Below are 22116 nucleotides of genomic sequence, written 5' to 3'. Positions count from 1 at the left end.
TATTTTCACTTAAAGTGAGCCCATTTAAACTGAATATCTCCAGTTGAAGACAAAACTACATCTTTCAAGTCTTCATCCTGCACCCAAGCATCTGTATAATAGTAAATTGGTGCTGCAGGCATGTCAGTCATAAGGATTTTCTCTGCTTGCTTTAAGATATCATAACGCTTTTTAGGATCCTGCTCTTTACGAGATTGATCAAGTAACTGTTGATATTTAGGATTTTCCCAGAATGTGTTATTATTTCCACCGTTTTTATCTTCGAACATTTCTAAGAATGTAATCGGATCATTAAAATCTGCTATCCAACCCATACGGCCAATTTGGAAATTTCCTTTATTTAATTCATCAATATAAACGTTCCACTCTTGGTTATTAAGTTGGACGTCTACACCTAGATTTTTCTTCCACATATCTTGAACGGCTTGTGCTACTTTTTGATGCCCTTCGTCTGTGTTATAAGAAATTTTAATTGGAGGAAGTTTAGACAATCCCATTTCTTTCAAACCTTTGTTTAAAAGTTCTTTCGCTTTTTTTACATCATTATCTTTAAATAAGTTATTTTTCTTCTCACCATATGCTTGTGCAGGCACCATAGCAGTTGCTGGAACTTGTTCAGCTTTAGTTACATTTTCTACAATTGCTTTACGGTTAATTGCATAAGCTAAAGCTTTTCGAACGTTAGCATTACTTAACGCTTTATCTTCAGTGTTAAACTTGTACATATATGTTCCTGTTTTTACGTTAACATGAAGATTTCCTTTATCTTTTAGTTGTGGAATTGCATCCTGAGGAAGTTGTCCCGCAGGGTTACCAGCCCAATCTAGTTCACCTTTTTCAAACATAGAAAGCTCAGTAGCATTATCGTTAATCATATACATTTCAATATTTTTTAATTTTACGGCATCTTTGTCCCAATAATTCTCGCTAGGTTTTAAAACAATTTTGTCGTTATGCTTCCACTGAGTCATTTTAAAAGGACCATTTGTTACATAATTATCTCCAGCATTTGTATACCATTTAGGATTTTTTTCTACAACTTTACTATCAACCGGATAGTACGTATAGAAAGCTGTTAACTCTAAAAAGTAAGTTGTCGGATGTTCTAAAGTTACTTGTAAAGTTTTATCATCTACTACTTTAATACCAACATCATCCATACTTCCTGTACCTTTATTAGCAGCTTCTCCACCTTTGATGTAATAAAGCTGTTCAGCATATTGTGATTCATTTTTAGCATCTAAAGCCCATTTCCAAGCGTATTCAAAGTCTTTTGCTATTACAGGGTCACCATTTGACCACTTAGCATCTCTTAATTTAAATGTGTAAACTAATCCATCATCACTTACATCAATCTTTTTCGCCATTGCTTCTTCAGGCTTACCATCTTTACCTAGACGAGTTAACCCTTCAAAAGTTTGTCTTAAAACCGCACCAGATACACTATCATTTGCTAAACCTGGGTTTAGAGAAAACGGTTCTGTTTTGATATTCACACGCAGATCTTGGCTTTTAGCTTTTCCGCTATCATCGCCTCCGCTACTACTGCCACCAGATTCTTTGTTAAATCCACATGCAGCTAAAAACAAGCTCATTACAAGCAGCAAACTGAAAAGAATCGACAACCTTTTCTTCATTGCATGTTACCCCCTATTAAATTTTGTTTGTGTGGCAACCATATTTTTTGATATTCACTAATTTCTTAATCCTCTTTCAATACAAAATAATCAGTTATTTTTTCGTATGGTAGAGTATTAAAGAACTCACTGCAAAATTATTCTTCTACCCTATGAAACTCTCATCAATTGTTTACATGCTGTAAATCCAATGTATGCGCTTAATATGTAGAAGACTCATTCATTACAAAATTCGCTAATTGAAACAAAACATTTTCTATTTTGTGTTTTCTGAAAAATCAAGAAATTGTAATACCTTTGTAAAAAATATGTTTGTTACGCCTATTATAAATATTTTAAAAATTTATTGCAATACTATTATTTAATGGTATTTTTTTATCATGAGGGAAAAAACCTTATCTTATAAGGATTGTGCCCACTTGTCAGACGTCTAAAATCTTTTTTGTAGTATAGGTATTACAATAGTATTACAAAGTCATTAGAAATACTAAATAAAAGATTTTTACCAAATCCTACACCAAATTTTCATCAAGAAATGCTTTAATTAAAAGATTCTTGTCTTTTTTTGTCGCTGAAAAATTCCAGTAAATTGTCTTATAAAACTTTTTAGCGATAAGATGTTTAAATTCCTGCTTTTTCGCGTTATAATAACGAATAACTATATAATTAAAGCTGTGAAAAAGAGTAGTATGCAGAATTTTCATTTTTAGAGAGTTTGTGGCTGGTGAGAACAAACATTGAAACCTGCAGAATGGACTTTGGAGCTTTCAAGTGCAAAGCTTGAACGTTGACCTCAACGTTACATGAATAAAGATAGTTCACAATAATGTGTGCTAATTAGGGTGGCAACGCGGTCCATTCGCCCCTAGCTTATGCTAGGAGCGAATGGGCCTTTTTATGTTGTATCCTTAAACTAGCATCATATATGTGCAGATGAAAGGAAGATTTGATGAAAACAATTTTTTCAGGTATTCAACCAAGCGGTACAATCACTTTAGGTAACTACATTGGAGCGATGAAGCAATTTGTTGAACTTCAAAATGACTATAACTGTCATTTTTGTATTGTAGATCAGCATGCAATTACAACGCCTCAAGACCGTTTAGCACTTCGTAAAAACATTCGCAGCCTTGCTGCTCTGTATGTAGCAGTAGGAATTGATCCAGCAAAATCAACTTTATTTATTCAATCAGAAGTGCCCGCCCACACAGAAGCGGGATGGATGTTACAGTGCGTAGCGTATATCGGTGAACTTGAGCGTATGACTCAGTTTAAAGATAAGTCCGCTGGAAAAGAAGCAGTATCAGCAGGATTATTAACTTATCCTCCGTTAATGGCAGCTGATATTCTTTTATACAACACCGATTTAGTTCCAGTTGGTGAAGATCAAAAGCAGCATTTAGAATTAACGCGTGACTTAGCTGAGCGCTTTAACAAAAAATACAATGATATCTTCACTATTCCTGAAGTACGTATTCCAAAAGTAGGCGCACGCGTCATGTCTCTTCAAGATCCTACGAAAAAAATGAGCAAGTCCGATCCAAACCAAAAAGCTTTCATTACGCTCTTGGATGACGCTAAAACAATTGAAAAGAAAATTAAAAGTGCCGTAACGGATTCAGAAGGTATTGTTCGCTACGATAAAGAAAATAAGCCAGGTATTTCAAACTTATTAAGTATTTATTCAATCTTAGCCAATAAATCGATCGAAGACATTGAAGCAATGTACGAAGGCAAAGGTTATGGTGACTTTAAAGCTGACACAGCTAAAGTGGTAGCTGAAGCACTCGCTCCAATTCAAGAAAGATATTATGAATTAGTTGATTCTAGCGAGCTAGATGATATTTTAGATCAAGGTGCCGATAAAGCAAACACAACAGCTAATAAAATGCTTCGCAAAATGCGAAACGCAATGGGAATTGGCCGTAAACGTTAAAAAAACGACTGCTATGCAGTCGTTTTTTTTAATTAACTTTTGGCTCTTGTTCAATTTCCCAAAGTTTTTCAAAGAAAGGTTGTCCTTTTACTAAGCGCTCGCATAATAATTTATGTTTTGGTGACCACCCTGACTTCGTTTCATCGTATAGCTGATTCCATACGTCTTGAAACGACATCTCTTGAATGTCTTCATATTTCGTTGGATTCCACTCTGTGTACCAGTAGCGGATTTGAGCTGTATTTTTTGTTGTATGTAGCTGATCAAGTGCCATAAATAACAGCTGTTTTAGCTGACGTTCTTTACGTGTTAGTCCTCTCATCGTTTCAGGAGACGGCGAAAGAATATGATGCTCTTTTTTATTTAGCTCGTCTTCACTGAACTTATATTCTAGCTCTTCTTGGTCCGCAATCATCTCATAGACTAACTGTTCTTGTCTTGGAATTAAGCGGCTTTTTCGAATCGGAATATGATACCCCATCGTGTCAATTGCTAAAATATTCGTTCCATCTGTAACGATAAAACAATATTCAACCTGTGTGCGTTCATGATTTTTCCGAATGTATGCTTTCTGATAGACATCTTGTAGTAGTTGTTGAGGTAGCTCGGAAAGATCATTTTCAATGTAATGAAATAAAAGCGGATTTACTTTTAATAATGGTGCTTGATCGAGCAGTTCTACACAATCGTCTTTTCTCCACTCATGGAAATGACACACATTATAACCGTTTTCTTCGCCTTCAAACCAATTAACCCATACATCATGAAGATATAGCATAATTTACCCCTCACTTACTATCTGTTTGTTATCCATCAGTATAGGCAGAGAAAGGAATTTTTATTCCAAATGATGTTATTTTTCTAAAAATTAATTACAAAATGCCTTTGTTCTTGGCTATTATTCAAATGCACTTATTTCGAAGCTAAGACATAACGGCGTTGCTAATGATTGTTAAAGGCTTCATGAACTATTTCCAACCCTATAAGCAACAAAAAATCCGAGTTTCTTCTATAATAATAGGTTTGTCAGGAGGTCTGACAAACCTAAAAAAATCTATCACACTTTTGTGATAGATTTTTAACGAAGAGATTTTGGATTCAAAGCATCTTTTAATCCTTCACCAATGAAGTTGATAGCTAGGATCGTAAATGTAATAGCTAAACCTGGCGGAACCCACATCCAAGGCTTATTCTGCAGCACATCTGATTCCCTTGCTTCTGTCAGCATATTCCCCCAGCTCGGCGTATCAGCCGGCACGCCAAAGCCGATAAAGCTAATCGCTGACTCAAATACAATAAGAATGGCCATCTGCAAACTGGCTTGAACCACAATCGTTGAAAACACATTTGGCAGCAAATGTTTAAAGATAATTTTAAACGGGCTGCACCCAATGGAAACAGCTGAAAGCACATATTCATTTTCTTTTTCAGCCAAGACTTTGCTTCGAACCAGCCGTGCCGTACTTCCCCAGCTTAAGAAACTAACAACTAGAATTAGCGTCCAAACGCCTGAGATCTTCCCAATTAGGATTGTATTTAACACTACAACGAAAACAATTAGCGGAAAGTTTAATACAAAGTCTGTAAAACGCATTAAGAATTGATCCACTTTGCCTCCGTAATAACCCGCAATCGAACCAATAAGAGTTCCGATTAAAATAACGAGTGTTGTACAAGCAACTCCAATCAGTAACGAAGTTCTTCCCCCATACAGTGTACGTGCAAATACGTCTCGCCCATTTGTATCCGTTCCAAACCAATGCTCACTAGAAGGCGCTGCATTCATCGCCATATAGTCGATACGTGTAATATCTGCTTTTGTAAGCAGCGGTGCAAAAATGGCAAGAAGCGTAATCACAATCATGAAAGCTAAACTTATCATGGCTAATTTATTTTTAACAAACTTCTTTCGCGCAATCGCCCATGGAGAAAGGTTTTTAGGAGCTTTCATATTCACTTCTGGCTGTACATCTTTTTTCGTTACAATTTCCATACTTTCTCCTCCTAATCCAAACGAATACGCGGATCTGCTACGCCGTATAACAAATCAGCAATCAGATTCCCAACCAGTGTTAAAATTGAAAACAGCATTGTAAGCGACATCATAACTGAATAGTCACGAGTTGCTACAGAGTCAACAAACAACTTTCCTATTCCTGGATACGTAAAGATCGTCTCTGTGATGATAGAACCGCTAATGATTGTCACAAGATCAAACCCTAAAAACGTAATAAGCGGAATCATTGAGTTGCGTAAGATATGAACATTATAAATTTTAGATTCTTTTGTCCCTTTCGCTCTAGCTGTGCGTACAAAATCTTTGCGACTGTTTTCAATAATATCATTACGCAAAAATTGGGTGTACTGCGCGGTCGACATCAAGCCAAGAATCAGCGCAGGTAATATAACGTGATGAATTCTACTTTGAATAAATTCCCATGAGCCCTCTTTCAATCCTACTTCAACAGAACCGCTAAATGGAAACCAACCTAACTGAAAGGAAAATAAATAAATGCCTACGATCCCTGCGATAAACGATGGAACCGCTAATGCAAAGTAATTATATCCTGCAATAAAGTTATCTGCTAAGGTATACGGTTTTCTTCCTGCATACATACCTAAAATAAATGCAAACACATACGTAATCAAAAGCGAAGTCAAAGCTAAAAAGATGGTATTAGGCATACGCTCTAAAATAATATCTAATGTCGGTAACTTATGAGTTGTTGACTTTCCTAAATCTCCTTGTGCCACTCCCTTTACCCAGTTCCAATATTGAACGTAGATAGGATCGTTATATCCTAGCTTATCACGCATTTCCTCAATGTATTTTGGATCTGTATTACTAGGGTTGATTTCTCCCCCAAAAGGGTCCCCTGGCATCATTTTTGCCAGGGAAAACACAACAAAGGAGATCAGAATCAACATTGGAATCATCCCTAAAATACGTCTTAGTGAGTATTGCAGCATCGTTGACTCTCCTTTACATGTAAAATACTTATTCCGTTACAGACCATTTCTCCGGATCTACAACTACCGTTGATGGATCTAGAGTTACGTTTTTCACACGCTTATTCACAGCATAAATATTGATATTTTCCCATAAAGGAAGTGCTGGCAGCTGCTCATTAAAGAATTTTTGCCATTTTACATATACATCTTTACGGTATTTATCATCAAATGATTTTTCACTTAAACCGCCTTTAAGCATTTGGTCAGATTCCTTATTTACCCAACGTCCATAGTTCCATTCAGCATTAGAGCTCCATAATCCTGTAGGGTCTGGATCTGAACCAGTGTCCCAAGAACCAAAGAACGCTTCTAACACCTTATCGTCGTTATCTTTCATTTCATTGTACAAGTTAAATTCAACAAGTGAACCCGTTGCTAATTTTGTTTTAATACCAATATCATTCCATGCTTGCATAATAGCCTTCGCACGACCCTCGAAGTTGGCTGGACCAGCATAGTGACCGAATGAGATCGTAAATGGTTTTCCGTTTGGATCTTCTACAAAACCATCATTATTCTTATCTTTATAACCAGCTTCGGCTAATAATTTTTTAGCTTTTTCTGGACTATACTTGTAATTTGTTAAATCTTTTTGGTCGGCAGCAATCCAGAATACAGACGGAATAACTGTATTAGAAACAACCGCTTTATCGTTCATAAATGCTTTTACCATTGCTTTTCTATCTATTGCATAAAGCAATGCTTGACGAAGTTTTAGGTCTTTGAACTTATCGTAATCATCTACGTTTTTACCAGTCTTTTGATCACGATGTCCAAATCGTAGACCAATATACGAATAACTAGTTGATTTCCCTTCCAAAAAGTCTAAGTTTTCTGCTTTTTCAACTTGCCCTAAATCAGCTGGACGAACATCCATAATGTCTACATCACCTTTTTTCAATGCTCCAGCGGAAACAGATGGATCCAGTACTTTTACAACAACGCCATCAAGATGAGGCTTACCTTTCCAATAATCATCATTACGCTCCATTTGGACATATTCACTTGCTACCACTTTTTTCACTTTAAACGGTCCAACACCAATTGGCTCCTTACGAACTTGTTTGGACTCTGCAAGATCTTTTACAGCAATTCCTTCATAGTACTTTTTCGGCATTGGATACGGCCATAGATTGTCTAAGTTATTTACACGAACTTCTTTAAACGTTACTTTAAATGTTTGCGGATCTACTACTTCAACTCCAGAAATAGAATCCGCTTTGCCGTCGTGATATTCTTGAGCGCCTTTAATATGCTCAACGTTTACATAGCGTGGACCTGTATAATCTTTATCGGCAATCGTTTCATACGTATATTTAAAATCATCTGCAGTTAACGGATCTCCGTTATGCCACTTAATGCCCTTTTTTAATTTAAACGTGTAAGTTAGTTTATCACCACTCACGTCCCAAGTAGCTAAGTCAGATTTAATCTTTAATTTCTTATCATAGGTAAAGAGCCCTTCATTGATAAATTCTAAGATTTGGCTATCATATGCACTACCATACAACGCATACTCAAAAAGCCCTTCCGGCGCTCCGTCAATCCCATACGTAATCGTTCCGCCATCTTTTGGCTTGTCTGTTTTTGCACCTTCAGTTTTTATTTCTCCGCCTTCTTTACTAGAAGATGAAGAACTGCTTCCACCGCTGCATGCCGCTAGAAAAAGCGATAGCACAAGCAAAACGGAAACAAGTGATAAAAACGATTTCTTTTTCATCATGACGTTCCCCCTATTTAACTAATAATCTGTTCGTATGTAGCTTTTACGAGTTATATAAATGGCAAGCTACTTGATGGCCAGGTCTCACCTCCTTTAAGGCAGGTTTTGTTTGGCTGCACTCTGCCATTGCATGTATACAGCGAGGATGAAACGCACAGCCTTTTGGTGGATCAATTGGACTTGGCACATCTCCCTGTAAAATAATACGCTGTTTTTTCTTTCGTGGATCTGGTTCAGGTATAGCCGATACAAGCGCTTGCGTATAAGGGTGCAATGGCTCTGCATATAGACTTTTCTTATCTGCAATTTCCACTAAACCACCTAGGTACATAACACCGATACGGTCACTCATATGTTTAACAACACTCAAATCATGGGCAATAAATAAAAAGGTTAGATCGAATTCTTGTTGAAGTTCTTTAAGAAGGTTTAAAACTTGTGATTGGACAGAAACGTCGAGTGCGGATACCGGTTCATCAGCAATAATAAGTTTTGGACGAAGTGCAAGTGCACGTGCAATTCCAATACGCTGACGCTGTCCACCGGAAAATTCGTGAGGATATTTATAGTATGCATCTTCCGGTAACCCTACTTTTGTAAGTAGATTCATAACTTCTGATTTTAATTGATTGGTTGATTTTCCTGTGAAATTCCGAATTGGTTCAGAAATAACATCTCCAACCATTTGCATTGGATTGAGGGAAGCATAGGGATCTTGAAAAACCATTTGGAAATCTTGTCTGATTTTACGGAGAGAAGTCCCTTTTACTTCTGTGATATCTTTACCATCGAAAATAATTTTTCCGCTAGTTGGTTCCAACAGCCTCAGAATCGTTCTTCCTGCCGTGGATTTTCCACATCCAGATTCTCCTACCAGCCCGAGCGTTTCACCTTTTCGGATAGCAAAAGAAATACCGTCAACTGCTTTTACATCACCAATTTTCTTTCGGAAAAATCCGCCGTGAATAGGATAATAGGTTTTTAAATGTTGAACTTCTAGCAATACATCTTTCACCGCTTTAGTCATTAGCTTGTCTTCACTCCTTTTGACGGATAGCTATTTTCATACAGCAGACATGCGACGTCATGCCCCTGTGAATCCGGGCGAAGAACAGGCGTAACAGAACTGCAGTCTTCCATTGCATGAGGACAGCGGTTAACGAAACGACAGCCTGTCCGCGGCATGTTTACAAGAGAAGGCACAATTCCTTTGATCGTATTCAATACTTCTACATCATCTTCCATGCGTGGAATTGAGTGAAGAAGCGCTTTCGTGTACGGATGTTTTGGGGCATAAAATAACGTATCAACATCTGTATGCTCAACAATTTTCCCACCATACATGACGATCACTTCATCACACATCTCAGCAACTACTCCTAAATCATGTGTAATCATTATAATAGACATATCATTGCTTTCTTGAATTTCTTTTAACAATTCTAAAATTTGAGCTTGAACCGTAACATCTAAGGCTGTTGTCGGCTCATCAGCAATTAAAAGTTTGGGCTGACAAGCTACCGCCATGGCAATCATGACACGCTGCCTCATTCCTCCTGACAGCTGATGCGGATATTCATCGATGAGCTTTTCAGATCTCGAAATACCAACGCTTTTTAAAAGCGCAATGCTTTTTTCACGCGCTTCAGCTTTCGATATATTCATGTGGTTAAACAATACTTCCTGCAGCTGATACCCAATGGTTAACACAGGATTAAGAGATGTCATCGGCTCTTGGAAAATCATTGAAATGTCTTTTCCCCGAACATCATTCATTTCATCTTCTGATAAGTGCGTAAGGTTCTTCCCATTAAATAAAACGCTTCCGCTTCTAATTTGACTATTTACTTTAGGTAATAGTCCAATAACGGATAAAGACAACACGCTTTTTCCACAGCCAGATTCCCCTACAACTCCTACAATTCGCTTTCGTCCGACTTGAAACGACACGTCGTCCACAGCATTATGCCAGGAATCATTAATAGAAAAAGCAGTTTGTAAATTTTTAACTTCTAGTAAAGGTGTCGATTCGAAGGGCTTTTTATCCATTTATAGTGCACACCTCATTTTTCTAAAAATTGTTATATTTGAATAAGATATTATTACAATTTCATTACAAAATCAATATATTTTGAAAATTAACTATATTTTTTATTTTGAAAATAATAATTTCTGAATATCTCTTCAGCACTTTAACGCATAAACCTCCTAATTTTTTGTTGGAAATAGGATAAAATTCACTATTTTTCATTTTAGGTATATAGCACTTGTTTTTTTACAGTTGGAACGCAGATTTTTTTAAGATAGTATTGGTGCTAAGAGGAAGCAGCTGTGTAGTCGTTAAAATTTGGGGCTTCATACATGAAGTAACAAGATGATAGCCGATATTGTAGCCCATCATTTCTGGATACCAATTTTGGCCGAATAATAGTTGATCATATTTTTTTTCGTCAGCACACAGGTTGTAATAAGGTTTAACATACTTTTCCCACATTTTTTTTGCTTCTTCAATCGTATAATAATTTGTCCACGGAGCTAAATGCTTTTTACCACAATACTCCTCTACAGCTCTTTCAGCTAACCCCTCCATCATCATAGCGTCTAACAAGGTGATCGTTTCATCAGACTTATTAATGGCTTTTAGCCTGCAAACATGATGGTATTCATGAGTAAGCACCGCTAACATTTCTTCATCAGATGTATGACTTGTCATAAAAACAAATAATTTATCGGTAAAAGCGACACCTGCTCTTCCGTTAAATTCACGCTGCATTTTTCGATTTCTAGGATTGCTTGGAAGCACTAGCACCGATACGTCCGGCCCATTCCATGCTTTTTTAAGCTTCTCGTAATGGGCTTTAGCTTTCTTCCAAACCTGTCTTTTCTTCATTTCTTCTAATTCTTTTATAAACATTAAAGAAGGCGGACACATTCCATAGTTAAAAAGTAATTCCATATATTCTTTTTCTTTTAATTTCTTAAAGTAGCGCGCAAGATAACGGCTTATTTCTTTCGGCTCCGTCCAAGTAGAAGTTGAAACAATCGGCATGTTTTTCCCTCACTTTCTTCATCCTTTTGTTTCATGATATGTTCACAGCTACTCTTTTGGTTATTAAAAATAAAAAAATTCTAGGCATCAGCCTAGAATTTTTCATTATGCTTCGTATTTTTTAAAGATGATCGTTGCATTGTGACCGCCAAAACCAAGTGAATTGCTTAGCACCGCATTTACTTCTTGTTTACGCGCTTTGTTTGGAATGTAGTCTAAATCGCACTCTTCATCAGGTGTTTGATAGTTAATTGTTGGAGGAAGAATACCGTCTTGAATTGCTTTCACACTAAAAATAGCTTCTACTCCTCCAGCAGCTCCTAGCAAGTGTCCAGTCATTGACTTTGTTGAACTAATTGCTACTTTTTGAGCGTGGTCACCAAACACTTCTTTAATAGCCATTGTTTCAAATTTATCATTGTATCCTGTACTTGTACCGTGAGCGTTGATGTAATCAATATCACTTGGCTGTAGGCCTGCATCTTCAATCGCATGGCGCATTGCACGAACGCCGCCTTCTCCTCCTGGAGCTGGCGCTGTGATATGATGAGCATCTCCTGTTGAACCATAGCCCACAATTTCAGCATAAATACGTGCGCCGCGTGCTAATGCATGCTCAAGCTCTTCAAGCACAATAACACCCGCACCTTCTCCCATAACGAAGCCGTCGCGGTCTTTATCAAACGGACGAGATGCTGTTGCAGGATCTGGATTTGTAGAAAGTGCTTTATTCGCACAGAAACCAGCAATAGATAAACGCGTGATTGGCGCTTCCGTACCGCCCGTAACCATCACGTCTGCATCTCCGCGTTGAATTACTTTAAACGCATCACCAATGGAGTTTGTACCTGTTGCACATGCCGTTACCGTACAAGAGTTCACTCCTTTCGCCCCTAAAGCAATGGAAACTTGTCCTGTTGCCATATCAGGAATCATCATCGGAATGAAGAATGGACTTACACGGCGAGCACCTTTTTCTAATAACGTTGAGTATTGATTTTCAAACGTTTCCATACCGCCAATTCCAGAACCAATCCAAACGCCGACGTTTGGAGCAATTTCTTCTGTAATAGTCAAATCAGCATCTTTAACAGCCGCCATTGCAGCTACCATTGCATATTGAGTAAAGCGATCCATCTTACGAGCCTCTTTGCGGTCAATAAAATCTTCCACATTAAAATCTTTTACTTCAGCCGCTACTTTAGCCGGGAATTCATCTGCATCTAGTCTTGTTAAAGGACCAACGCCAGATACACCTGCTACTGCGTTTTTCCAAGCTGTTTCTACGTCATTTCCAATTGGTGTAAGCCCACCAAGTCCTGTTACAACTACACGTTTTTTATTCATCGTACATTCATCTCCTTCAGTTGCTTTAAAAATGTAGTGTTATTTTCCCCATCTAATAGCAATAGCTCCCCATGTTAAGCCGCCTCCGAAGCCAACCATTACAATTAAATCATCATCTTGAATTTTCCCTGCTTCAAGCTCATGAACAATTGAAATTGGAATCGATGCTGCTGATGTATTGCCGTAGTATTGGATTGTTTTAGACATTTTTTCTTCAGGCAAATCTAATCGCTGTCTTGCAGCTTCCATAATACGAATATTCGCTTGATGAGGTACAAGAAAATCAACATCCTCTTTTGTTAAACCTGCTTTTTCAATTACATTAACAGCAGATTCCCCCATCTGTCGAACAGCAAACTTAAATACTTCGCGTCCGTTCATTACAATATGATCAAGCTCATTTTGATACAAGTGCTTGCCTCCTGTGCCGTCGGATCCTAATTCAAAGGATAAAATACCTCGTCCTTCTGATACAGGTCCCATTACAACTGCACCTGCTCCGTCTCCGAATAAAACAGCCGTGTTACGGTCGTCCCAATCTGTAATCTTAGAAAGCTTTTCTACACCGACCACTAATATATGCTTGTAAGCATTGGTTTCAATAAATTGCTTAGCTGTAATCATGCCGTACATAAATCCTGCACATGCTGCACTCACATCGTAAGAAGCTGCTTTTTTTGCTCCCAATCTTTCTTGTAGCATACATGATACTGTAGGAAACGGTTGATCTGGCGTTACCGTAGCAACAATGATCATGTCAATATCTTCTGCTTCGACGTTAGCTTTATGTAAAGCTTCAACTGCTGCTTTATAAGCTAAATCAGATGTGTCCTCGTTATCGGCTGCAATTCGGCGCTCTTGAATACCTGTGCGCGTACGAATCCACTCATCTGACGTATCCATTACTTTTTCAAGATCTAAATTTGTTACAACTTTCTCTGGTACATAACGTCCAATTCCTAGAACACCAGCGTTCATATCAACCTCTCCTTTAAATAAAAGGCTTATATTCCTATAAAACCTATATCCGTCATTTCATTTATCGATTATATAATCAATTATTATGAGTTGGTACTAATTTTACTTCATTTTTTATTTTTTGTCTATATAGGTGTTCGTCCTACTCAGGTATCTATCATGCTACATATAGTAATCATACGGGTCCCTCTTATTCTAGTATGGGACATTAGGTAAGAACTTACCCACCATTAAAATAGTGAAAGGAATGAGTATCATGGCAAGAAGACAAAGAAATGAAGCTTTTTCTGATTTTATGTTTGGAGCTGGGCGCAGAAAATCAAGAGAAGAAAGAGAGCGGGAGGAGTGGGAACGATTATTTAAACAAATCGATGAAATTGTACTCGCCGTCGAAGAACTAGCTCCTCTTCTTAAACAGTTTGCCCCTTTAGTCGATTTATTTTCCAAACAAAAATAACAGCTCGGATTCTACCGAGCTGTTTTCTTTAGTTGTTTTCATTTCCAGCTAACGCATCTTGCTTGCCAAGCTCATAGGCGTCGTTCATTACTTTTGTTAGTAATGTCAATACCGGCTGTACATGTTCCATTGATAACTCAACGCCTGTTTCATCTAAGATCTGCTTTGCTTCTGGCAAATACTTCATTGCAATTTGCATGAATTGCATATTTTGCTCTTCCATAGTGAAATCTCCTTTATTAAAAACATTTATTCCTCCTTATATTAGCGAATCTATTCTATAAGTACAACTTTCTCCTTTTTAATGAAGAGGTAAAAAGAATGTTCTCATATGTTTTTTTTGCAGATAAATTCCTTCTTTAGCCGTTACTCTTGAAGAAAAATGCAGCAGTTCTTTCGCTTTCCTGCTGATTTCATATTTTTCTTGAGCCACTTCTTCCTTCACATCCATATGAGTAATGTTCGCTCCTGCACTCCAAGGCTGTAGCTTTTCTTCAACTAAATGAACCACTTCGTATGAATATCCAGCGGTTTTACAGCGTCTAAGTGCACTGACGGCGTCGTCAATATAAACAATAAAATCTGTGCCTTCCATAACGTTAAAAGCCTCTTCGTACCCTGCAATATTTTTAGAATAGCACATTGACAAAGGCTGCCAAGGTCCGTAAAGAGTCGGCGTTCTGACAATCATAATGGGCCATCCACCATCTTTATATTTTTCTATCATTCGCTCAAAATGAACGTATAGCCTTCCTTCACTACTGTCCGGTGCTGGAACCGTTGTTTCTTCAATCTTTCGCTGCTGGTCTCCAAATACACGCATGGTAGAAACAAACACAAATCGAATATTGAATTGACGGCATTTGTTAAGCGCTTGAATGAGCACTTGCTGCGCTTTTTGCATTTTTTGTCTTAAAAAATCAGGATGATAAAAATCTCCTCCATCAAAGTACGTAAAGTAGACAATATCCGTTTCTGAGGTAATCATATCTAATGAATCTCCTACTTCAGTCGATACATAATTAGCGTTTCGCCCTAAGAAAAATTTCATCTCTTCCTGCAAATCATCTTCTTCTTTATGAGCAGAATGTGTATATCCTTTTACTTCTGTACCTTCGTCTAAAAAAGCCATACATAAATGAAAACCAATAAAGCGGTTTACCCCTATTACTACTACATTTCCCATATCGCTTCCTCCAATTCTTCATTCATCATTTATTCAACAAAAAGCTTCAAGCCCTATAGTTATAGAGAGTACTCATTCCTTATTTCAAAGAAGTTCATCTGTGAAAGCATCATGAACTCTTTTTTTCTTTTATCTCTTATACAAAAAGCCCCTATGATATGTATAATCATAGAAGCTTCGCTTATAACACTTTTTCATGCTGTTTATAAAATTGGAGAAGAGACCGTTCAAACAGATAGTTTTTTTCCGGCAAATAAAGTGAAAGCATAATCGGAGAGTGAAGTTCTTCACGATGTAGTTCATATTTTTTGCTGTGTGCAATTGGATAATGAGTAGAGGCATTAGGCGCGGTCCATATCTTCACGGGCAGCGTTGATTTTAATTCTGTAACAGAAGGGTACTCCTTAATTAGCTTTGATACTTGCTTCCGCTCCACTTTATAAGCTTGAGTCAAGTCCTTCGCGAATTGTTTATAAAAGAATTTATTGTTTTTTTCATGTTCTGCATGCGTATGAAGATCAATACATGGATTTAATAAACCAACTGATCGAATGAACGTATTCCCGTCATTTTCCATTAGCTGTAGCGCTAACAGGGCCCCCATTCCTTCAGCTAAAATATGAATTCGTTTATTCAAAATTTCTTGTTTCATTACTAAATGATAAAGTTGTTTTGCAAGGTGATATGCTTCAGGAGACCCCCAATGCCGGCCATATAAATTGGAATAAAATACTGTGTATCCTTCATCTTGTAAACATTGCAACAGCTGTGATCTTCCGCCGTGCTGAATCCATAAGCTAGTTGAACTTTCAACAAAATGATCTTTATCACCCAATACTAACACACCGAAACCATTCGGTCGTTCAGGGACATGTACGACATTCCATTGCGTATCTAAGCTAAAAAAGCGTCGATGTATCATAGCTCTTCCTCCGTAACTTACTAGTTGTTCCATACAGTGTATGATAAAACCATCAAAAAGCGCACTAGAATAATGCCTATTTCTAACTTATTGCTCTTTTGTTTCTGCATGGGAACACGCCCCTTATTTATTCATAAAAAATTCAATTTCTTATTTGACTGCTATATGCTAAAATGAAATCAAACTGTACTGTAAACGAGGTGAATTGAATGCGTGTCGTAATGGCTTTTGTTTGGGGCTTTTTACTAATGAATATGGCAGTGTACGTAATCTCTGCAATGACGGGCGGTACTTACAGTTTCGCAACCGCTTCCATCCTTGGAGTAGTTTTCACGCTAGTTGTAATTTTGATTGGAGAACTGGGTGTACCGAATAAACCAGCAAATAATCACCACTAAAAAGTGTTGGCTGTAAAGCCAGCGCTTTTTTTATCTTTTGGCATAGACATTACTCAATAATCTCAGTACTTTCTTTTGTTAACTCGTATTCAAGACGCATGACTGAGAGTACTTTTCTACATTTATATATAGTCGGAATCATTGATTATCCCAAACTTTAACTATATAATTTTAGAATAATCAAACTATTAACTTTAGGAGTGAATGCTGTTGTGACTAAAGAAAAAATTGGTTTTATCGGAACAGGCGTTATGGGTCAAAGCATGGCTGGACATTTAATTGACGCGGGACATGAAGTCCTTGTTTATACACGAACAAAAACTCGTGCTCAAGTATTACTTGAAAAAGGGGCCAAATGGAAAGAAACAGTTCAAGAAGTGGCCGAACAATCTGATGTTATTATCACAATGGTAGGCTACCCTCACGATGTAAAAGAGATTTATTTAGGAAAAGATGGCATTATACATAATGCAAAGAAAGGCTGCTATACAATTGATATGACGACATCAAGCCCTATACTTGCTCGTGAGATTTATCAAGCGGCAAAAGAGAAGCATATTCATGCGCTTGACGCTCCTGTTTCAGGAGGAGATATTGGGGCTCAGAAAGCAACATTAGCGATTATGGTAGGAGGCGATTCTGAAGCATTCTCTGCCGTTACGCCTATTCTTGAAAAAATGGGGACAAATATCGTTCTTCAAGGAAGCGCTGGTGCTGGTCAACATACAAAAATGTGCAATCAAATTGCTATCGCCTCTAATATGATGGGTGTATGCGAAGCTATACTTTATGCTGAAAAAGCCGGATTAAATCCAAATACCGTTCTAAAAAGTATTGAAACAGGCGCAGCGGGAAGCTGGTCGTTAAGCAATTTAGCTCCTCGCATGATTAAAGGAGACTTCGAACCAGGTTTTTATATTAAACACTTTATTAAAGATATGAAGATTGCCATTGAATCAGCTGAAGAAATGGAGCTATATACACCAGGGTTAAAATTAGCAAAATCGCTTTATGAACAGCTCGAAAAACAAGGCGATGATAATAAAGGAACACAGGGTCTGTATACCCTTTTAAAACAGCACGCACTAACTGTATAAAAACAGGCAGCTCATTACGAGCTGCCTGTTTTTTTATTAATGATTTACTCTTCATTTAACGAGTTCATAAAGCGGCTGAATGCAAGCTGTCCTTCAGTATTTTGTTTAAAAACACCCGCGTGTTCTAAAATAGTCGCAAAGACAAACCCAAGCTCTTGTTGAAGAATGCTTTGCACATTTTCCGCTTCAATATGTGGATACTTTTTCTTGATTTGTTCAGCCCACTTCACGTGTTTTTTCGCTTGATCATGCTTGCTGGCTAACTCGCTCAGGTTATTCTGAACTAATCCTTTGGCAACTAAACTCATTTCGTCTTTCAAACGACCGGGTAAAACCGCAAGCCCCATTACTTCGATTAAACCTATATTCTCTTTTTTTATATGATGAACTTCTGCATGCGGATGATAAATGCCATCTGGATGCTTGCTGTTTGTTCGATTGTTTCGCAGTACTAAATCTAATTCGTACAAATCTCCTCTTTTCCTAGCAATAGGCGTAACCGTATTGTGAGGAGTTTGACCTGTAAAAGCTAAAATATCAGCGCTTTGATCACTATATGATTTCCATTTCTTCAAAATAAAATCCGCTGCTTCCACTAATGGTGAAAGGTGCGAACTTTGAAGACGAACGACCGACATCGGCCAATGAACAATTCCAGCTTTCACGTCTGGATGCGCTTTAAGAGAGAACAATTTATTTATTTTTGCTTTAGCCATAGGAAACTCATGATAGCCTCCTTGAAAGTGATCATGAGTTAAAATAGATCCTCCTACAATTGGTAGATCTGCATTTGACCCTAAAAAATAATGTGGAAATTGTTCAACGAAGGCAAGCAGCCGCTTAAACGTTTGCTTTGAAATATGCATGGGTGTATGCTCGCTCGCAAAAACAATGGCATGTTCATTATAGTAAACATAAGGTGAAAACTGCATGTACCACAGCTCTTCTTGCAATTCCACAGGAATAATCCGGTGATTTTGACGAGCTGGGTGGTTAATGCGACCTGCATAACCAGCATTTTCTTTACAGAGAAGGCACAGCGGGTAGTTGCTTTCCTTCAATGATTTGCTTGCTGCAATTGCTTTTGGATCTTTTTCCGGCTTAGATAAATTAATGGTAATTTCAAGTTCTCCAAAATCAGTGTTTGTTACCCATCTTTCGTTTTTAGCAATTCGATCTCTGCGAATATAGTGAATGTCTTTTGACAGCTTATAATAGTAGCTTGTGGCTTTTTGAGGGCTTTGTTGATAGTGATCATAAAATGTTCGATTAACCTCTGAAGGCATGCTTGCAAAGCACCCCATTATTTTGGTATCGAATAAATCTCTATAGGTGATAGAATTCTCGGCGATTCGATTGTTTTCTGCAGCCCAATCAAGCATGTTGTCTAAAATAGCAGCTGGATGTTCCAGACGTTCTTCTTTGACTTCTACCAGGATACATTCATCGAGTCTTAACACTTCCAGCAGTTTATTCCTCACCACATCTATATCCCATTTTGTTAATAGATTCTTTTGTAAACCATATTGAATAAGTCGGGTGATTTCTTCATGAATGTTGACTGACATACACTCGTTCCTTTCTCTATCTGTTTTCTTTTATACTGCTTCTAATGTGAGTTCACGCGCTCCTTCTCCAACCGTGACCACATAAAATTCAGCTTCTAAACTCGTTTGCTTATAATAGGCGTCTTTTACTTGCTCAATAAATCTATCAACCTGTGCTTTTTTTACGATACTGATTGTACAGCCGCCAAAGCCTGCACCCGTCATGCGTGATCCAATCACGCCTTCTTGCAACCAAGCTGCTTCTACGAGAGCATCTAGTTCTTTTCCACTTACTTCATAGTCATCTCGCAGCGAACGGTGCGACTCATTCATCAATTGACCAAAGCCTTTTAAATCGCCATTTTGCAATTTAGCAACCGCTTCTTTTGTGCGTTCATTTTCATATACCGCATGTTTAGCGCGCTTATAATCTACTTCGTTTTGTATCAAAGATTTATGCTTTTCAAATTGCTCTTTGGTTAAATCACCAAGTGAATCAATGGAAAGTGAAGTTTGCAAATCTGACAGCGCTCTTTCACACTCCATGCGGCGTTCATTGTATTTTGAATCAGCTAGCCCTCTTCGTTTATTTGTATTAGAAATAACGAGCACAGCATCTGTTAATTGCAGCGGGCTATAATGGTATTCAAGAGTTTGACAGTTTAACAATACGGCTTGATTTTCCTTCCCCATTCCAATCGCAAACTGATCCATAATACCGCAGCTTACGCCGATAAATTCATTTTCAGCTTGCTTCGCAATTTTTACAAGGTCCATCATACCAATATTCAACTCAAGAATTTTATTTAAAAGTACGCACGTGACTAACTCAATTGATGCTGACGATGAAAGCCCTGCTCCGTTAGGAATGTTGCCGAAAAACAAGATATCAAAACCAAAAGGAAGATCATATCCGTGCTTTTTAAAGGTGTCCATTACTCCTTTTGGGTAATTAGCCCAATCATCCTCGGTTATGTACGTTAATTGCTCTAAAGAGGATTCAATAACGCCTACTTCAGAGAAATTTTTAGAGTACATACGTATTTTTCGATCATGACGTTTTTGCACTACCGCATACGTTCCTATACTCAATGAACAAGGAAAAACATGCCCTCCATTATAATCAGTATGTTCTCCAATTAAATTGACACGTCCTGGCGCAAAAAAGCAGCGAATAGTTTCTGACGAATGAAATATTTGTTTGAACTCTTCGATTAATTTTTCCAGCATTTATTATCACCTATTTTAAGTAGTTTTTTGGAAACGGATTCATATGTACATTGTAAAGTCCAAATTTCCTGGCCTCAATGGTAAAATTACTATCGATAATCGGTACTTTTTTGCTCATCACTTTAAAAATGATTCTTTTCAATTGATGATGAACTATTCTTGTGCAAAAGGTGTTATCTTCATGTAAGCCGTGACTTGCAAATTATAAGAAAATAATAGATTTAGAGACATTCACTAAAAATAATCACGATATTTTCAAAAAATTATAGAAAAATGAAAGCGATTACGTTAAAGTAAGAATTAAGTGCTACTTTATTTCAAAAAGAAGGTGAAAATTTGCTCTCACATTTCCAAGCTCAAGAATATTCAACGTACGCATACAGGTTTTTAGAATCCCGCACAAACGAAGTTGCGCAGCTTTGGTCGGTTGGGTGGGATGAAGTTTTCTCTCCCCTTTATAACTGGAGCGGAAATCAGCGAAAAGACGTAGGGAAATATATTTTTCAATACACGGTCTCTGGGTACGGGATGATTGAGATAGATGGACAAGAATATAAAGTGGATGCTGGGAAAGCATTCATCGTCAATATACCTGGAAATTATCGCTATTACTTACCAAAGGAAAGTGAAAACTGGGAGTTTATTTTTCTTACATTATACGGAGATGAAGTACAAAAATGCTGGGACTATATTCAGTCGACCCACTCCCCTGTAATTCGGTTTCACCCTGAATCAGCACCTGTTCAGCTGCTTGCTAAAATATATAAGCGGGCAAGTGAAAAGCATATAGCGGATCCATTTCACGCCTCAAGCTTATCTTACCGCTTTGTAATGGAGCTGTATCAATATATTAAAAGCATGGACAGTTTTACAGAAGACTGGCCAGAAAGTATCATTAGCTCTATTTTATTTGCACGTAATCATTATCATGAAGAAATCGGTCCGGATGAAATGGCAGATGCAGCTCATTTATCTCGCTATCATTTTAGCCGGTTATTCAAACAAACAACAGGGATTACGCCTATTCAATATTTAACGAAGCTTCGCATTCAAAAAGCGGCCGAGCTGTTGCATCAAACCAAGTATTCAATCGAAGAAATCGCTGAAAACGTTGGCTATGCAAATGCTAATTATTTAACAAAAGTGTTTCGCAAAACAACCAATATGACGCCCGGGCAATATCGAAAAAGTGATGCATCCATTGATGAGCACTTTGCATTACCAAAATAAAGACGACTGCCATAAAAGGAAGTCGTCTTTATTTTTTATCAGGGATTTCTACTACCACAGAACCTTTTTCGTAAATAAAAGTCAATTTTTTACCCGGGATAATCATATTTTCTAAAATATCTCGTGCGGCTTGAAGTGCAAACTCTGTCCGTTCTGCCTTCTCCTGCACTTCTTCATTTTCAGCTTGAAGATTATTTTTATCTAGCGTTCTTATTTTAGTTAATGCCTGATCTATAAAATCGTATGCTTCGTCATATATAAGCTCTATACGGTCCTTCATGTGCTCATTCATGCTCCTTTGCCCATTTTGTATTATCATAAATGAATTAGATATATTCTACAACCTAAAACTGAATAAGTTTTTACG

At 37.6% G+C, this 22116-nt stretch carries 21 protein-coding genes and 1 other annotated feature; of the genes, 5 read left to right on the top strand and 16 right to left on the bottom strand.

Annotated features, from left to right (window positions below; all coding sequences use genetic code 11):
- Window positions 1-5: 5 nt before the first annotated feature.
- On the bottom strand, window positions 6-1637 hold the full coding sequence (locus M3225_RS24030) for a peptide ABC transporter substrate-binding protein (protein WP_251398615.1): 1632 nt from the start codon (window positions 1635-1637) through the stop codon (window positions 6-8).
- Between the two features lie 665 nt (window positions 1638-2302).
- Window positions 2303-2507 (top strand) — a binding site (T-box leader).
- A 79-nt stretch (window positions 2508-2586) separates the two neighbouring features.
- Between M3225_RS24030 and trpS the strand changes: the two genes are divergently transcribed.
- On the top strand, window positions 2587-3573 hold the full coding sequence (trpS, locus tag M3225_RS24025; protein WP_251398613.1) for a tryptophan--tRNA ligase: 987 nt from the start codon (window positions 2587-2589) through the stop codon (window positions 3571-3573).
- A 28-nt stretch (window positions 3574-3601) separates the two neighbouring features.
- Here trpS and M3225_RS24020 read toward each other — a convergent pair whose 3' ends face one another.
- The 9 genes from M3225_RS24020 to M3225_RS23980 all read right to left on the bottom strand — a co-directional run bounded on the left by M3225_RS24020 (window position 3602) and on the right by M3225_RS23980 (window position 13682).
- Window positions 3602-4351, bottom strand: a complete 750-nt coding sequence (locus M3225_RS24020) for a YjbA family protein (protein WP_013055412.1) — start codon at window positions 4349-4351, stop codon at window positions 3602-3604.
- Between the two features lie 300 nt (window positions 4352-4651).
- Entirely contained in the window at window positions 4652-5566 is a 915-nt protein-coding gene (gene opp4C / locus M3225_RS24015; RefSeq protein ID WP_013081753.1) for an oligopeptide ABC transporter permease, read from the bottom strand.
- Between the two features lie 11 nt (window positions 5567-5577).
- A complete protein-coding gene (opp4B, locus tag M3225_RS24010; RefSeq protein WP_251398611.1) occupies window positions 5578-6543 on the bottom strand; it encodes an oligopeptide ABC transporter permease in 966 nt (321 codons plus the stop codon).
- A gap of 28 nt (window positions 6544-6571) precedes the next feature.
- Complete coding sequence (gene opp4A / locus M3225_RS24005) at window positions 6572-8308, bottom strand: oligopeptide ABC transporter substrate-binding protein (protein ID WP_251398609.1); 1737 nt, start codon at window positions 8306-8308, stop codon at window positions 6572-6574.
- Between the two features lie 43 nt (window positions 8309-8351).
- Window positions 8352-9335, bottom strand: a complete 984-nt coding sequence (locus tag M3225_RS24000; protein WP_048021971.1) for an ABC transporter ATP-binding protein — start codon at window positions 9333-9335, stop codon at window positions 8352-8354.
- Window positions 9335-10357 (bottom strand): ABC transporter ATP-binding protein, encoded by a 1023-nt coding sequence (locus tag M3225_RS23995; protein WP_251398607.1) that lies wholly within the window; start codon window positions 10355-10357, stop codon window positions 9335-9337. The genes M3225_RS24000 and M3225_RS23995 overlap by 1 nt, the downstream gene beginning before the upstream one ends.
- 226 nt (window positions 10358-10583) lie before the next feature.
- Window positions 10584-11357 (bottom strand): DUF2268 domain-containing protein, encoded by a 774-nt coding sequence (locus tag M3225_RS23990; protein WP_251398605.1) that lies wholly within the window; start codon window positions 11355-11357, stop codon window positions 10584-10586.
- Between the two features lie 105 nt (window positions 11358-11462).
- Window positions 11463-12704: a beta-ketoacyl-ACP synthase II gene (gene fabF / locus M3225_RS23985; RefSeq protein WP_251398603.1), complete on the bottom strand. Its 1242-nt coding sequence runs from the start codon at window positions 12702-12704 to the stop codon at window positions 11463-11465.
- Between the two features lie 39 nt (window positions 12705-12743).
- Entirely contained in the window at window positions 12744-13682 is a 939-nt protein-coding gene (locus tag M3225_RS23980; RefSeq protein WP_251398601.1) for a beta-ketoacyl-ACP synthase III, read from the bottom strand.
- A gap of 256 nt (window positions 13683-13938) precedes the next feature.
- Here M3225_RS23980 and M3225_RS23975 point away from each other — a divergent pair, with 256 nt between their 5' ends.
- Window positions 13939-14139 (top strand): hypothetical protein, encoded by a 201-nt coding sequence (locus M3225_RS23975; RefSeq protein WP_045291919.1) that lies wholly within the window; start codon window positions 13939-13941, stop codon window positions 14137-14139.
- A 28-nt stretch (window positions 14140-14167) separates the two neighbouring features.
- Here M3225_RS23975 and M3225_RS23970 read toward each other — a convergent pair whose 3' ends face one another.
- The 3 genes from M3225_RS23970 to M3225_RS23960 all read right to left on the bottom strand — a co-directional run bounded on the left by M3225_RS23970 (window position 14168) and on the right by M3225_RS23960 (window position 16247).
- On the bottom strand, window positions 14168-14362 hold the full coding sequence (locus M3225_RS23970) for a ComZ family protein (RefSeq protein WP_251398599.1): 195 nt from the start codon (window positions 14360-14362) through the stop codon (window positions 14168-14170).
- A gap of 78 nt (window positions 14363-14440) precedes the next feature.
- Window positions 14441-15325 (bottom strand): NAD-dependent epimerase/dehydratase family protein, encoded by an 885-nt coding sequence (locus M3225_RS23965; RefSeq protein WP_251398597.1) that lies wholly within the window; start codon window positions 15323-15325, stop codon window positions 14441-14443.
- A 181-nt stretch (window positions 15326-15506) separates the two neighbouring features.
- Entirely contained in the window at window positions 15507-16247 is a 741-nt protein-coding gene (locus tag M3225_RS23960) for an alpha/beta hydrolase (protein ID WP_251398594.1), read from the bottom strand.
- Window positions 16248-16456: 209 nt separating this feature from the next.
- On the opposite strand from M3225_RS23960, the gene M3225_RS23955 reads away from it, so the two are divergent.
- Window positions 16457-16645 (top strand): YjzD family protein, encoded by a 189-nt coding sequence (locus tag M3225_RS23955; protein ID WP_013055400.1) that lies wholly within the window; start codon window positions 16457-16459, stop codon window positions 16643-16645.
- Between the two features lie 212 nt (window positions 16646-16857).
- A complete protein-coding gene (locus tag M3225_RS23950; RefSeq protein ID WP_251398591.1) occupies window positions 16858-17742 on the top strand; it encodes an NAD(P)-dependent oxidoreductase in 885 nt (294 codons plus the stop codon).
- A gap of 44 nt (window positions 17743-17786) precedes the next feature.
- Here the strand turns inward: M3225_RS23950 and galT are convergent, their stop codons facing one another.
- Together galT and M3225_RS23940 are read right to left on the bottom strand one after the other, a co-directional pair.
- Complete coding sequence (galT, locus tag M3225_RS23945) at window positions 17787-19310, bottom strand: UDP-glucose--hexose-1-phosphate uridylyltransferase (RefSeq protein ID WP_251398588.1); 1524 nt, start codon at window positions 19308-19310, stop codon at window positions 17787-17789.
- A 30-nt stretch (window positions 19311-19340) separates the two neighbouring features.
- The gene (locus tag M3225_RS23940; RefSeq protein WP_251398585.1) at window positions 19341-20519 is read right to left on the bottom strand and encodes a galactokinase; all 1179 of its coding nucleotides are present in this window, start codon (window positions 20517-20519) and stop codon (window positions 19341-19343) included.
- 336 nt (window positions 20520-20855) lie between these two features.
- On the opposite strand from M3225_RS23940, the gene M3225_RS23935 reads away from it, so the two are divergent.
- Window positions 20856-21749 (top strand): helix-turn-helix domain-containing protein, encoded by an 894-nt coding sequence (locus M3225_RS23935; protein ID WP_251398582.1) that lies wholly within the window; start codon window positions 20856-20858, stop codon window positions 21747-21749.
- A 28-nt stretch (window positions 21750-21777) separates the two neighbouring features.
- On the opposite strand, the gene M3225_RS23930 is transcribed toward M3225_RS23935, so the two are convergent.
- On the bottom strand, window positions 21778-22029 hold the full coding sequence (locus tag M3225_RS23930) for a hypothetical protein (RefSeq protein WP_251398579.1): 252 nt from the start codon (window positions 22027-22029) through the stop codon (window positions 21778-21780).
- Between the last annotated feature and the right edge of the window lie 87 nt (window positions 22030-22116).

The sequence above is a fragment of the Priestia aryabhattai genome (assembly GCF_023715685.1).
GTDB lineage: Bacteria > Bacillota > Bacilli > Bacillales > Bacillaceae_H > Priestia > Priestia aryabhattai_B.
Note: the sequence above shows the minus strand (reverse complement) of the source record. Positions and strands in the feature narration are given on the sequence as shown.

Excerpts from the sequence above, each read along its gene's own strand:
- M3225_RS24030 (WP_251398615.1), bottom strand. The coding sequence starts at position 1,637 with ATGAAGAAAAGGTTGTCGATTCTTTTCAGTTTGCTGCTTGTAATGAGC.
- trpS (WP_251398613.1), top strand. The coding sequence starts at position 2,587 with ATGAAAACAATTTTTTCAGGTATTCAACCAAGCGGTACAATCACTTTA.
- M3225_RS24020 (WP_013055412.1), bottom strand. The coding sequence starts at position 4,351 with ATGCTATATCTTCATGATGTATGGGTTAATTGGTTTGAAGGCGAAGAA.
- opp4C (WP_013081753.1), bottom strand. The coding sequence starts at position 5,566 with ATGGAAATTGTAACGAAAAAAGATGTACAGCCAGAAGTGAATATGAAA.
- opp4B (WP_251398611.1), bottom strand. The coding sequence starts at position 6,543 with ATGCTGCAATACTCACTAAGACGTATTTTAGGGATGATTCCAATGTTG.
- opp4A (WP_251398609.1), bottom strand. The coding sequence starts at position 8,308 with ATGATGAAAAAGAAATCGTTTTTATCACTTGTTTCCGTTTTGCTTGTG.
- M3225_RS24000 (WP_048021971.1), bottom strand. The coding sequence starts at position 9,335 with ATGACTAAAGCGGTGAAAGATGTATTGCTAGAAGTTCAACATTTAAAA.
- M3225_RS23995 (WP_251398607.1), bottom strand. The coding sequence starts at position 10,357 with ATGGATAAAAAGCCCTTCGAATCGACACCTTTACTAGAAGTTAAAAAT.
- M3225_RS23990 (WP_251398605.1), bottom strand. The coding sequence starts at position 11,357 with ATGCCGATTGTTTCAACTTCTACTTGGACGGAGCCGAAAGAAATAAGC.
- fabF (WP_251398603.1), bottom strand. The coding sequence starts at position 12,704 with ATGAATAAAAAACGTGTAGTTGTAACAGGACTTGGTGGGCTTACACCA.
- M3225_RS23980 (WP_251398601.1), bottom strand. The coding sequence starts at position 13,682 with ATGAACGCTGGTGTTCTAGGAATTGGACGTTATGTACCAGAGAAAGTT.
- M3225_RS23975 (WP_045291919.1), top strand. The coding sequence starts at position 13,939 with ATGGCAAGAAGACAAAGAAATGAAGCTTTTTCTGATTTTATGTTTGGA.
- M3225_RS23970 (WP_251398599.1), bottom strand. The coding sequence starts at position 14,362 with ATGGAAGAGCAAAATATGCAATTCATGCAAATTGCAATGAAGTATTTG.
- M3225_RS23965 (WP_251398597.1), bottom strand. The coding sequence starts at position 15,325 with ATGGGAAATGTAGTAGTAATAGGGGTAAACCGCTTTATTGGTTTTCAT.
- M3225_RS23960 (WP_251398594.1), bottom strand. The coding sequence starts at position 16,247 with ATGATACATCGACGCTTTTTTAGCTTAGATACGCAATGGAATGTCGTA.
- M3225_RS23955 (WP_013055400.1), top strand. The coding sequence starts at position 16,457 with ATGCGTGTCGTAATGGCTTTTGTTTGGGGCTTTTTACTAATGAATATG.
- galT (WP_251398588.1), bottom strand. The coding sequence starts at position 19,310 with ATGTCAGTCAACATTCATGAAGAAATCACCCGACTTATTCAATATGGT.
- M3225_RS23940 (WP_251398585.1), bottom strand. The coding sequence starts at position 20,519 with ATGCTGGAAAAATTAATCGAAGAGTTCAAACAAATATTTCATTCGTCA.
- M3225_RS23930 (WP_251398579.1), bottom strand. The coding sequence starts at position 22,029 with ATGAAGGACCGTATAGAGCTTATATATGACGAAGCATACGATTTTATA.